This is a genomic window from Streptomyces sp. NPDC058773 (assembly GCF_042746015.1).
In the GTDB taxonomy this organism is placed as follows: Bacteria; Actinomycetota; Actinomycetes; order Streptomycetales; family Streptomycetaceae; genus Streptomyces.
In genome coordinates this window covers 26,247-38,381 of the sequence record NZ_JBHYPE010000040.1, presented here as the reverse complement: position 1 = coordinate 38,381, position 12,135 = coordinate 26,247, and the positions used below count along the sequence as shown (strand labels likewise).

General features: G+C 69.6%; 12 protein-coding genes and 1 pseudogene. 5 read left to right on the top strand and 8 right to left on the bottom strand.

What is annotated here, in order from left to right:
* Positions 1–5 precede the first annotated feature (5 nt).
* Genes ACFW5B_RS27640 through ACFW5B_RS27620 form a run of 5 tightly spaced genes read right to left on the bottom strand, consistent with a single transcriptional unit; the run spans position 6 to position 4,620 of the window.
* Positions 6–1,379, bottom strand: coding sequence for a Ni/Fe hydrogenase subunit alpha (locus tag ACFW5B_RS27640; protein WP_386445060.1), 1,374 nt, complete (start codon positions 1,377–1,379; stop codon positions 6–8).
* Positions 1,376–2,164 (bottom strand): oxidoreductase, encoded by a 789-nt coding sequence (locus ACFW5B_RS27635; RefSeq protein ID WP_386445057.1) that lies wholly within the window; start codon positions 2,162–2,164, stop codon positions 1,376–1,378. Before ACFW5B_RS27635 ends, ACFW5B_RS27640 begins: the two co-directional genes overlap by 4 nt.
* Position 2,165: 1 nt before the next feature.
* Complete coding sequence (locus ACFW5B_RS27630) at positions 2,166–2,990, bottom strand: FAD/NAD(P)-binding protein (protein WP_386445054.1); 825 nt, start codon at positions 2,988–2,990, stop codon at positions 2,166–2,168.
* A complete protein-coding gene (locus ACFW5B_RS27625; protein ID WP_386445051.1) occupies positions 2,987–3,469 on the bottom strand; it encodes a cyclic nucleotide-binding domain-containing protein in 483 nt (160 codons plus the stop codon). The genes ACFW5B_RS27630 and ACFW5B_RS27625 overlap by 4 nt, the downstream gene beginning before the upstream one ends.
* Positions 3,466–4,620, bottom strand: coding sequence for a 4Fe-4S dicluster domain-containing protein (locus ACFW5B_RS27620; protein ID WP_386445048.1), 1,155 nt, complete (start codon positions 4,618–4,620; stop codon positions 3,466–3,468). Before ACFW5B_RS27620 ends, ACFW5B_RS27625 begins: the two co-directional genes overlap by 4 nt.
* Positions 4,621–4,803: 183 nt before the next feature.
* Between ACFW5B_RS27620 and ACFW5B_RS27615 the strand changes: the two genes are divergently transcribed.
* From ACFW5B_RS27615 to ACFW5B_RS27605, 3 genes and pseudogenes are all read left to right on the top strand, one after another.
* Complete coding sequence (locus ACFW5B_RS27615; RefSeq protein ID WP_386445046.1) at positions 4,804–5,316, top strand: hydrogenase maturation protease; 513 nt, start codon at positions 4,804–4,806, stop codon at positions 5,314–5,316.
* 610 nt (positions 5,317–5,926) lie between these two features.
* A pseudogene (locus tag ACFW5B_RS27610) lies at positions 5,927–6,064 on the top strand (pyruvate, phosphate dikinase); the annotation flags it as partial.
* 152 nt (positions 6,065–6,216) lie between these two features.
* On the top strand, positions 6,217–6,984 hold the full coding sequence (locus tag ACFW5B_RS27605; protein WP_386445043.1) for an STAS/SEC14 domain-containing protein: 768 nt from the start codon (positions 6,217–6,219) through the stop codon (positions 6,982–6,984).
* Between the two features lie 177 nt (positions 6,985–7,161).
* Here the strand turns inward: ACFW5B_RS27605 and ACFW5B_RS27600 are convergent, their stop codons facing one another.
* A complete protein-coding gene (locus tag ACFW5B_RS27600; protein WP_386445040.1) occupies positions 7,162–7,608 on the bottom strand; it encodes a CBS domain-containing protein in 447 nt (148 codons plus the stop codon).
* A gap of 455 nt (positions 7,609–8,063) precedes the next feature.
* On the opposite strand from ACFW5B_RS27600, the gene ACFW5B_RS27595 reads away from it, so the two are divergent.
* Together ACFW5B_RS27595 and ACFW5B_RS27590 are read left to right on the top strand one after the other, a co-directional pair.
* On the top strand, positions 8,064–8,966 hold the full coding sequence (locus tag ACFW5B_RS27595) for a universal stress protein (protein WP_386445037.1): 903 nt from the start codon (positions 8,064–8,066) through the stop codon (positions 8,964–8,966).
* Positions 8,967–9,281: 315 nt separating this feature from the next.
* Positions 9,282–10,898, top strand: a complete 1,617-nt coding sequence (locus ACFW5B_RS27590; protein WP_386445034.1) for an MFS transporter — start codon at positions 9,282–9,284, stop codon at positions 10,896–10,898.
* A 325-nt stretch (positions 10,899–11,223) separates the two neighbouring features.
* Here ACFW5B_RS27590 and ACFW5B_RS27585 read toward each other — a convergent pair whose 3' ends face one another.
* A complete protein-coding gene (locus ACFW5B_RS27585) occupies positions 11,224–11,859 on the bottom strand; it encodes a hypothetical protein (RefSeq protein WP_386445031.1) in 636 nt (211 codons plus the stop codon).
* On the bottom strand, positions 11,856–12,122 hold the full coding sequence (locus ACFW5B_RS27580) for an SHOCT domain-containing protein (RefSeq protein WP_386445029.1): 267 nt from the start codon (positions 12,120–12,122) through the stop codon (positions 11,856–11,858). Before ACFW5B_RS27580 ends, ACFW5B_RS27585 begins: the two co-directional genes overlap by 4 nt.
* Positions 12,123–12,135: the final 13 nt, after the last annotated feature.

Genomic DNA, 12,135 nt, shown 5'->3' with positions numbered 1-12,135 from the left:
CCCTGTCAGGACTCGCGCTCGACAGTCAGGTCGAGGAAGTGTGTGGAACAGGAGATGCACGGATCGTGGTTGCGGATGACTCGTTCGCACAGGGCGGTCAGGTCGTCATCGGTCGGACGGTCACCGGCACGGAGGCGGTCTTGCACCGAGCGGAGCAGGTCCTGTTCGATCGCGGCCTGGTTCTGGGCGGTCGGCGGGACCAGGGTGGCCTCGGTGATGATGCCGTCGAGGCCGAGGGCGTAGCGGTGGTAGAGGAGGCCACGGGGTGCCTCCGTCGCGCCATGGCCGATCCCCGGCCGGGCCGGGACCTCGACGTAAGGGCTGGGCGGGGGTTCGTAGGCATCGATCAGGCGCAGGGCCTCACCGACCGCGTACAGCACCTCGACGGCACGGACGACGATGCTGCGGAACGGGTTGCGGCACACCGTCCCCTCGCCCGGGTCGCCCAATCCGGCTTCCTTCGCGAGCTGACGTACCTCGGGCGGCAGCCAGCGGCCGCTGATGGCGTAGCGGGCGAGCGATCCGGTGAGGTGGCGGCGCCCGTCGAGCAAGGAGTGCAGGGCGGTGGAGTGCGGCACCTGGGTCTCGACGACATGCTCGGGGAACGTGTGGAGGGGGAAGGTGCGGGTGGGCAGTGCATGGTCGCTGTCCGCGGGCAGGCCCGCGGAGGCCGGGGCGGCCATCGCAGTGGGGGTCCCGGATTCGATGGCGTAGGTGCCGGGTTGGGCGAGCGCGAACAGCTCGGTGTCGATGCCGGCATCGGGGAAGTCGAAGCCGGCCACCCAGCGCACGGTCGCCTCCGCGTCGTCCCGGGCACGCTTCAACCGCTCTTCGAGGGGCCGCAGTTCCGACTTCGTCGGTACTCGGTGGAAGCCGCCGAGACGTACGTTGACCGGGTGGATGGCGCGGCCGCCGAGCAGTTCCATGAGGGCGTTGCCGGTCTGTTTGAGACCGAGGCCCCGCTCCACGTCCGTGCGGTGGGTACGCGCGAGGCCGATGACGCTGTCGCCGCCGAGGAAATCGGGAGCATGCAGCAGATAGATGTGCAAGGTCTGGCTTTCGATCCACTCGCCGCAGTAGAGCAGTCGGCGCAGCGCTGCCAGTTGCCCGTCCACGACGATGCCGCAGGCGTCCTCGACCGCGCGGCAGGCGCTCATCTGGTAGGCCACCGGGCAGATGCCGCACACCCGCGAGGTGATGTCGGGCGGCTCGGTGTAGGAGCGGCCGCGCAGGAAAGCCTCGAAGAAGCGCGGGGGTTCGTAGATCTTCAGCTGAGCCGCGGCGACCTCGCCGTCGTCGAGGCGCAGGTGCAGCGCGCCCTCCCCTTCGACGCGGGCGAGCGATTCCACCCGCAGCACCTTCGATTCGCGTCGGGTCACCCCGGGAGTTCCTTCCGTACGGCCGCCTCGAACTCCGGCGCGGCGGTGTTGAACGTACGCAGCACCGGCACCACGTCCAGGGTCTCCATGCCGTCACGGCGCAACAACGGGATGAACGAGGGGAAGTTGGTGGAGTTCGACGGGCCGAAGCAGCCGTAGCAGCCCCGGTTGTACGCGGGACACAGCGCGCCGCAGCCGGCGTGGGTGACCGGTCCCAGGCAGGGGGTGCCGTGCGCGACCGTCACGCAGACGGTGCCGCGCCGCTTGCATTCGAAGCACACGCTGTGGGCAGGCACATCGGGTGTGCGGCCCGCCAGGTAGGCGGTGATGACCTCGATGAGCTGACCCCGGTCGATGGGGCAGCCGCGCAGTTCGAAATCGACCGGCACGTGGGCGCTGACGGGGGTGGAGGTGGCGAGGGTGTCGATGTAGTCCGGGCGGGCATAGACGGCGGCTTGGAACTCGGCGACATCGGCGTAATTGCGCAGTGCCTGGACGCCACCGGCGGTGGCGCAGGCGCCGATGGTGACGAGACGGCGGGAAGCTGCGCGGATGTCCCGGATGCGTTCGGCGTCCTGCTCGGTGGTGACCGAGCCCTCGACCAGCGACAGGTCGTAAGGGCCCGGCCGAGGCGCGCTGGATGCCTCCAGGAAGTGGGTGATCTCGGCCTGCTCGGCGATGCCGAGGAGTTCGTCCTCGCAGTCGAGGAGAGTGAGCTGGCAGCCGTCGCAGGAGGCGAACTTCCACACGGCCAACTGCGGGCGCCTCTCCGGCGTCGTCGCCATCTCACAACTCCCGTACGGCAAGGAGCGGTTCGCTTCGGCTCCAGGTGACCACCGGTCCATCGACGCACAGCAGCAGCGGGCCGAGCTGACAGTGGCCGCAGTGGCCCGTGCCGCAGTGCATGGTGCGTTCCAGGGAGATCCGGATCCGGTCCGGGTTGAGGCCACGGTGGGCAAGTTCGCGGGCGGTGGCCCGGATCATCACCTCGGGCCCACAGACGAAGGCGGTCGCGTTGTCCGGGTCGAAGTCGGCGCGGTCGAGGAGGGCGGTCACCACACCCACATCCCCTTGCCATGTGCCGTCGGGGCGGTCAACGGTGACCTGGATGCAGGCTCCGGCCTCCTGCCATACGTCAATGTCGTGTGCGCAGACCAGGTCGCCGGGGGTTCGGGCACCGATCAGGATGTTGAGACGTCCGAATCGCTGCGGTGCGGCGAGCACGTCGCGCACCAGGGGCCGCAGCGGCGCGAGTCCGAGGCCGCCGGCGACGATCAGCAGATCACGCCCGGCTTCGGTGGGCAGCTCCCAGCCGGTCCCCAACGGGCCCCGCACTCCAGCGGTCTCCCCGAGCCGAAGGCCATGCAACGCCTGGGAGACCGCACCGACGGCACGGACGGTGTGGGTCAGCCGCTGCCCATCGATGGCGCTGAGCGACAGCGGGATATCGCCGACGCCGAAGGCGTACACCATCGCGAACTGCCCCGGACCGAACGGAGGCAGGGCCGATGCCACGGGTTCCAGGACGATCTCGGCGGTGTCAGGTGTCTCCTCCGTGCGCCCCACCACCCGATACGGGACCGGCACCAGGTCCGGGCGGGCGGTCGTCACGGTGCTTCCCCGCCGGCCGCCACGGCCCTTCCTCCGGGCGGGCCGTACAGATCCAGAAGGCGGGTACGGGCGGCACGCAGCCGTCGGCCGATGGCCACCGCGGCGACGCACCGCGTGATCGCAAGGCCGAAGACGGGGTCCTCGTCGATCTCGTCCCGGACCTGCCGCGCGTCGAATTCGTACGTCTCGACCGCACTCCGGGTCTGTGCGCCCAGGTGCCAGCGGTAGGGAGCGAAAAGCCAGGACCAGCCCAGCAGTTCCCCCTCACCCAAGGTCTCGACCACCGTCTCGCCACGGCCCGGTTCCTGCACGTCGAGGGCGACGCGCCCGGAGCGGATGATCCAGAACCGATCGGCCGCTCCGCCCTCGTCGAAGAGGCGCCGGCCCGCGGGGAAGGGCGCGTCGTGGGCGAAGCCGAGCAGTTGGTCACGAGCACCGGGGGGTAGTGCGCTCAGGAAGCCGTGCCCGCCGGCCGTCATGGAGCGGCCCCCTCCGGTCCGCCGGCGGCCTGGCGCTCCCGGTGCAGGGCATGGGCCTCCTCGGTGATGTCGATGCCGACCGGGCACCACACGATGCACCGCCCGCAGCCGACACAGCCCGAACTTCCGAACTGGTCGTACCAGGTACCGAGTTTGTGCGTGGCCCACTGCCGGTAGCGGCTGTGGCCGGACGCCCGTACCGGCCCGCCCGGGAGATGCGAGAACTCCAGGTCGAAGCAGGACTCCCAGCGCCGCCACCGCTCGGCGTGGTCCCCGTTCAGGTCGGTCACGTCCTCAGCGGTGGTGCAGAAGCACGTCGGGCACACCATGGTGCAGTTGCCGCAGGTCAAACACCGCGAGGCAACATCGTTCCAGCGCTCGGCGTGCAAAGTGTCGCGCATCAGCATCTGTAGGTCCACGGGCGGCATGCTGCGTCCCATACGATCGGCCGCCTCCGCGACCGTCTCCCGAGCCACGGACTCGGTCGTGCTGTCGGCCGGCCGGCGCGGAAGCCCGGCCAGCACGGATTCGCCTTCGTCGCTGCCGGCCCGTACCCAGAACCGGTGGCCGCTGCTGTCCACCACCTCCGTCAGCGCCAGGTCGTAGCCGCCATCGACGGCGGGCCCGGAGCCCATGGACGTGCAGAAGCAGGTAGCTCCCGGCTCGGTGCACTCCACGGCCACCAGAAAGGCCTGTTCCCGGCGAGTCCGGTAACGGCTGTCGGTGTGCCGGCCGCCGGACAGCACACGGTCCTGCACGGCGATGGCCCGTAGATCACAAGGACGCACTCCAAGGAACGCGTACGACGGCTGGGCGGCGTCGTCCTGAGTCACCGTCAGCGTGCCGTCGGCCCCGCGGTCGGCCGTCCACTCCCGCTCTCTCTGCGGGTGCAGAAACGTCTTCCACGACTGCGGCCCAGCACTGTGCGCGAACGCCGCGCCGTCCTCGCGCGGGCACAGCCGGTAGCGCCCGGCCTCCAGGTCGACGCCCCAGCCGTACGGAAGCTCCTCACCACCGATGATCTCGGCCAGCACGATCGCCCCGTCCCGCACGGTCGGCCCGATGACCGTACGGCCACGCGCGGCCAACGCCTTGATCAGCGCGTCAAGCCCGTCCGTGCCGATCACCGCGGTGGTTTTGTCGCCCGTCATCGCCCGCCTTCCGGCATGCACCATGCCAACCCGGTCAGTGTGTATCCGCACAGATCCATGGCATGGCCCGACGGCTCTTCCTGTGGCCCATACGGCCCCCGCCCACCACCCGGACGGGCCCGGACAGCGGTCCGACACACCCCCGGCCGTGCTTCCAGGCCAAGGCGGGGAAGTCATCGCGCCGTGGAGACTTCAACCGCCGCGGCACGGATCGCTGTCATTGGTGTCGGCAATGCCTACCGCCACGACGACGGCGTGGGCTGGGCCGTGGTGGCCGGCTTGGCGCAACGCAGCAAGCAGCGCCCGTTCCCGCACGACATCAGTTTCACCTGCACGGATGGAGAACCGGCGCGGCTGATCAGCGCCTGGGAGCACGTCCGCCTGGCCATCATTGTGGACGCCGCGCGCGCTCGTCCGGCCCGGCCCGGCCGCGTGCACCGGCTACGGCTACGACGTGGGGACGGTATGCCACGGTCCCTGCATGGTGAGACGGGCTCACACGGCTTCGCGCTTCAGGACACCGTCCGTCTCGCCCACGCACTGGATCGGCTGCCGGGGGAGCTGCTTGTCTACGTCGTCGAAGCCGCCGACATCAGCCTCGGCCCTGGACTGTCACCGCAGGTCGCAGCCACGATCGGACCGCTCACCCAACGCATTGAGGAGGACATCCTGCACTGCGCCCCGACCAGGCAGTGATCGGAGGGCCTGTCGGCTGGAAGCCCTGACCTCGGACTTCTCAACGGGGCCGGTCGATCCCTCCCGGGGGAGAGTCAGCCCCTTCCTGCCGACAGCGACGGCGGCCCACGGTGGCATCGCGGACACGAATCCCTCGCGGGACGGAGCCGAACCGTGCTTCCGTCGGACAGCAGTGCGCAGACCTCTCGTCCACCGGAGACGATGTCCGTCGTGGCGATGCCCTTCCTCACGGTCTCTGCCTCTTACGACCTGTCGTCGTGCGCCTTCGGCCCGAGGGCCGTCCGGTGCCGCGCCGAGCGACCGGCCGGCCCTCTGACCGCCTCTGGATGCCAGTCGCGCAGCGTGCAAGGGCGGCCCTTTGCCGAGATGCCCCGCCTGGGCCTGCCCGTGCCCCCGGGTTCCTCAACGACACGACCGTGCGCGCCTTGGCCGAGGTATCGAGCAACGCCGACTTCGCGTGGGACTCCTACCGTCGTCTGCTGCAGATGTACGGCGTCACCGGGCTGGATGGGGACCCGGGCCTCCTCGCCTCCGCACTGCACAGCCACCCGGAAGCACCCGAACTCCCTCTCGTTGGCTACCACTTCGAGGAAATCACCAAGAAGCGAGCAACGAGGACTTCCCCCAGGAGCCGGCCAGGCAACCGCAACGCGCCGTGCATGCCGTCTTCCGCTCCTGGAACGGCGAGCGAGCGAAGGTCCACCGACGCGGTGAGCACATCCCCGAAGACCTGGGCACAGCGACGACCTTCTGGCAATTACCACTAATTCGCCACTAATGACTGATTGGGGGAGATTTGGACGTAAAATGACTAAGGAATAGGGAAGCTGGATGCGCCGTGATGGGCGCCGAGCGTCGGTTCGCGCTGCACGTCGCACCAGGTGCTGAGAGAAGGGCGACATGCTGGAGAGGCTCAAGGATGTGCCGGCCGGAGTCGATGCTGTGAAGGCGGCCGGAACCGTATCGAAGACCGACTACGAGAGGGTGATCGAGCCTCTCGTCAGTGGCGCGCGCAGCGAAGGCCGCCGCATCCGGTTCCTGTATGAGTTCGGTCCGGAGTTCCGGTCGTTCACCCCAGGGGCCGGCTGGGAGGACCTCAAGATCGGGATGTCTTCCCTGCGGCTGTTCGAGGGCTGCGCGGTCGTCAGCGACATCGGTTGGATCCGTGAGTCGACCCGGCTCACGAGCTTTCTGATGCCCTGCCCGGTACACGTCTTCGGCAACCAGGAGCGTGACGACGCCCTCCGCTGGTTGAGTTCGCTGCCTGAGGGGCCCGCAATTTCCCACCGGCTCCTGCCGGAGACCCAGGTTCTCGTGGCCGAGATCGAACGGCCCTTGCGGACACAGGACTTCGACGCCCTGGCGCTGGCCGTCGACAGCTGGCTCGAAGCGCATGAGGAGTTGGCCGGCGTCGTGGTCCATGCGCGAGAGTTTCCCGGCTGGGAGAACGTCGGCAGTCTGCTCCGGCATGTACGTTTCGTCCGCGACCACCACCGGAAGGTCAGAAGGGTAGCGCTGGCAGCCGACAGCAAGCTTGCCGGTCTGGTACCCCATCTTGCGAACCACTTCGTCCAGGCCGAAGTGCGACGGTTCGGGTACGACGAACTCGACGGCGCCGTCGCGTGGTCGGCGGCCCCTCCCGATCAGCTCCCGGCCGACGCGGGGTGACGAGGCGGCCGTATCGCCTGGCCTGCTCCGGTGACGTACTAGGACAGCGTCGGCAGGGCAAGCCTCCCCGAGGTGCCCGGGACTACAGGCCGCCAACCACCGCCGTCGCCTTGGCTCGGCTCGCAGGGGAAGGGCGGAGGGATCCGGAGCCCGGCTGCCGCATCCGGTGACGGCCGCTCAGCCCTGATCCGTGGTGCACGGCCCGGACGATCCCTCCAGCATGCTCCAGGAAACCGGGCCCAGCAGGTCGCCCAGCCGCTGGAAGACATCGAGAAGCAGGTCGTCCACGGCCAGCATGCCCACGGGTCGGTGCCCGTCCAGCACGGGCAGGCGGCGAACCCCGGAGTTACGGAAGGTCCGGTAAGCCACATGGATGTCGTCGGTCACATCCACCGTGATCACGGTCCGGGTCATCACCGCATCCACCCGGTCCTCCGCGTCCAGGCCCCCGGCCAGCATGCGCATCGCGAGGTCGCGGTCGGTAACGATGCCTCGCAGCGCCCCGCTGTCCGTGACCACCACGCAGCCGACCCCGTACTCCTCCATCCGGCGGGCCACCTCCCGCAGTTGCGTCCCGATCGGGACGGCCACCGCCGGGGCACTCATCACCTTCGAGATATTCATCGGCCGGCTCCTCTCCCGGTTGCGGCAACGACCTCCCCAGTGGACCGTGCGCACTCGCGTACCTCACGAGCACGGGGCGAAGGCATCCCGGCACATGCGTTCACGGTCCGTCCTCGATGCGGTACGACTCCCCACCGGTGAACGACCCTTCGACTTCTCTGCTGCGATGGAGAACCACTGAGGCACGCGGTGCCGCCTTGCCTCATACGGTGGCAGCCGAGGCAGCCGGGCAGATGGGGCCGATATGACCCGCGTGGGGACCGACCGGCCCCGTGCGCCGGGCTTCGTGCCACCACACGGGGGGGGACGCGCCCGGCTATCAACGGATTTTCTCCCCACGCCCCGGGACAGGGGCCGGTCGGCCCGCGAAAAGGCCCTGCAGCCCATCGCCGCGACCACCCCCGTCAGGCCACCGTGGAAGCGGACCGTTGAACGGCTCCCGCTGGAGGCGCACCATGACCTACCCCGTGGCCGTCGGTCTGGACGGCTCACCCGCCAGTCTCGCCGCCGCGGACTGGGGTGCCCGTGAGGCACTGCGCAGGGACCTGCCGCTACGGCTCGTCCACGCCTTGGAGTGGCAGCCCGACACCCACGCACCGCTCGTGGGAACCGACGCACCCCGGCTGTGTTCGGAGCGCATACCCCATGAGGCCGCCGCGGAATTGCGCAATCGCTACCCGGACCTGGAGATCGCCGCGGACCATCTCACGGGCCCGCCCCCGGAGGTGCTGTGCGATGTGGCGAAGGAATCCGAACTGCTGGCCATCGGCAGCGAGGGCCTGGGCAGGCTGGCCGGGTTTTTCATCGGTTCCGTCGCGATGTCCACCGTCGCGCACATCGAGCGGCCGGTATGCCTCGTACGGGCCGGAACGACCGCCGTCGACGAGCGCAGGCTGGCCACCGACGGGCGGCCGCTCCCGGCGATGCCGTACCGCCCGGTGGTCCTCGGCCTGGATCTCAGCCGGCCCTGCCTTGACGTGATCCGGTTCGCCTTCGAGGCCGCCTCGCTGCGGGCGGCCCCGCTGCGGGTGATTCACGGCTGGAACCCACCGGCCTTCTTCGCCTATGGCGTCGGCGTGGACCCGGGGCTGCGGGCCGACATGGCGGCCCAGGAAACCGATGCGCTGCGGATCGCGCTGCGGCGATGGCAGGAGAAATACCCCGGCATTGACGTGATCGAGCAATCCGTGATCGGACAGCCCGCGCACCACCTGGTGGATGCCGGGTCCGACGCCGGGCTCGTCGTCATCGGCAGGCGCGCCAACCGCCTCTCGGCCGGGCCGGCCCGCATCGGGCACATCGCCCACGCCGTCATGCACCACTGCCCGGCCCCGGTCGCGGTCGTCCCACACGACTGACCTCGGCCCGAAAGACACGGACTTGCAGCCACCCGGCCTGCCCGGGGCCGGTCAGCGACGAGGCTGATACTCCTCACAGAGAAGCCGTGCTCGGACAGCTCCGGCAGCGGGACCGGGTCCAGTCACAGGGCGGCCTCGCCCGTTTCCAGACCGGTCAAGCCGCGCTGGACCAGGTCGAGAGTGCCGGCCACGGCGCCCAGGGACGCACGGGTCCGCCGGGCGCGGCAGATGAACTACTGCCCAGTGGCCCGTTACGCTCCGTAGGCATCCGAGTAGCGCTGACCGCCTACGGGGACAGCATGGAACGGGAGCCTCGTGACGACCGAACGATCCTCCAACGACCTCACCACTACGCACCGTTGGATTTCGCTGGCCGCGACCTGCACGGCCGCCGGGATGGTCTGGCTCACGTTCGGTGACCTCGGGGTGGCGATGCCCCAGATCGCCAACGAATTCAGCGGGAACCTGTCGAGTCTGCAGTGGGCGAACAACGCATTCAGTCTGGTCACCGGTGCGCTGGTGATCGCCGCCGGCAAGTTCGGTGATCTCTTCGGCCGTCGGCGGATGCTGGAAGCGGGCATCGTGCTGATGGCTGTCTCCTCGGTGCCGGCCGCGCTCGCGCCCCATATCGGATGGCTGGTTCTCGGCCGCGGTCTCATGGGCATCGGCGCCGCGCTGATTCTGCCGGCCTCGCTCGCGCTCATTCCGCCCGCGTTCTCCGGAAAGGCGGAGACCACGGCGTTCGGCATCTGGCAGGCGGTGGCCTGGGGCGGGCTGTCCGTCGGGCCCGCCCTCAGCGGGGTCATCACCGACGGCCTCGGCTGGCGCTGGCTGTTCTGGATCAACCTGCCGCTCGCTGCGGTCACTCTCGTGGTCGTCCGGGCCACGACTCCGGAGTCCCGCGACGAGGAGGCCGAGCGCACGATCGACTGGCTGGGGCTGACATCAGTCGTTCTCGCGGTCTTCGCGCTGTTGTACGCGCTCACCGAAGGGCCGAGCGTGGGCTGGGGAAGCCCTCTGATCGTGGCCCTGTTCGTCGCGAGCGTGGCGCTGTCGGTCGTGTGGTGGATCATCGAACGGCGTGCGCGCCACCCGCTCGTGAACCTGAATCTGTTCAGGATCCGGGCCTACAACGGCGCGCTCACGGCCAACCTCACGATGAACTTCACCTTCGCCGGGATGAGCTTCCTCCTCGTGCTCTGGTTGGAGAACGCCCGCGGCTACAGCGCGGTGGAAGCCGGACTGCTGATGCTGCCCGCCACGGTCGGGGTCTTCCTGTGCATTCCGCTCGGCGGCAGGCTCGAAAACCGGCGGGGCGGCCGTCTGCCCTCTGTGCTGGGGCTTGTCTTGGCCAGCGCCGGCCTGGGCCTGCTCGGTTCCCTCGGTACACGCAGTTCGACGGAGTACCTCACCGTCGCGCTCGTCACCATCGGGCTCGGTCTCGGGCTGGTGAGCACCCCGGTGGCCGATACGGCCGTCGGAGAGGTCCCGATCGAACTCGCGGGCACCGCGGCCGGTGTGTTCAAGATGTCCAGCATGCTTGGCGGTGCTCTCGGGGTGGCCGTCCTCACCGCGATCGCCAGAGAACTCACGACGAGAGAAGCGGCCTCCGTCATCGAGGCCTCGGGGCTGACTCCGGCGGACATCACCCAGGCCCGGCAGGCGCTGGTGAACTCCTCGTCGTTCCATGAAGCGATCGCCTCACTGCCGCCCGACCTCCGGCGCAGCGTGGTCCGAGCAGCCACCTCGGCGTTCTCGTCCGGTGTCGCCGACACGATGGCGGTGACGGCCGTTCTCGCCCTCGCCGCGACGGTGGCCGTCTTCTTCCTGTGGCCCCGCCGCAGGAAAGCCGCGCAGGCCGGCGTCGGCCCTGGACCGAAAGGACGAACGAACCTTCCGGGCGGCCCCGAGTCGCCCCCCAGCCGCCCCTGAGGTTCGGTGCCAAGCCCACCCCCATCGGCCACCGGTGTGTCGCGGAGTCTGGGCGGCCATACCCTGTACGCGGCACCCGCCCCTCGCCCCAACGCCGTGACCGCGCTTCTCGGAGAGGAGCTGGGCGGCCACGGGACCGCCCCTGGCATTCCCCACGCATCATTCGGTGCGGATGGTCGCCCCGTCGTGGGGCACGGCAGCTGAGCCGGGGTTCGTGGCTCGTGCGGAGCAGCCAGTGATCCCGGTGCGCGCAGACCTGAGTAACAACCCGCCCTCGGCCACCCGTGAGGGCGCTGTCGACGCATACACCCCTGCACCGTGTTCCTCAACGCACGCCCGCACCAGGGCGTTCTTCCATCTGGAGGAAGCGGCCGTGCCAGGTGTGGCACCAGACCGCGCCGTCTGCGGCACGCACGGAGAGCATGCCGACGATCCGGTCGCCGCGCAGCGTGTGAAGGGTGTAGTAGCCGGGGAACCGTTCGGGGTCGGCCGCGCGCAGGCCGGGTTTGTGCCGGTGCAGCCAGCCGTCCGCGATCCCTACCGCCTGGCCGGGCCCGATTGCTGCGGAACCGGACGGCGTACGGCCGGGCATCATGCCGAAGGCGGTGTTCCACATCATGGCCGGTCCCCACTCCACATGGACGGTGCCGCTGCCAGGTTCGACGAGCACTTCGGTAGCGGGTTTGCCGACGGAGTCGATGAGGGTGACGTAGTAGTTGTCGGTGAACCGCATGGTCTCCCCGACATGCAGATGCCACCGGCCGGCGAAGCGGGCAGCCGCACGCTCCGCGTCCGCCATACCGCGCACACGCTCCCCACTGCTGACAGCTGTCCCCATCATCGTCGCGGGACCGGACCGGCTGACAAGACCGCCTGCCACCCCCACGACCGAGGCAAGCAGCGCGGCCACCGATACGACGAGCACCACCAACGGCAGCCAGCGGCCCTGCAGCACGCTCACCGCGACCCCGGCTGATGCTCGGCCAGCCGCTTCTTGGCCTCCAAGTAGGCGTCCGCGTCGATCTCACCCGAGGCGAAACGACGGTCCAAGATCTCCTGCGAGGATTCCCGCCGCTCGCCCTCGCGTACTCCCGCTCCTGCGCCTGTGCCGGAGGACCCGTGCGCCAGCCGGATCACCGCCCAGACCACCAGTCCGATCAGCGCGATCCACACCAGGGGCATAAAGGCCATCCAGGCCCAGCCGCCGCCATCCCAGTACATCACTGCCCTCACCGCC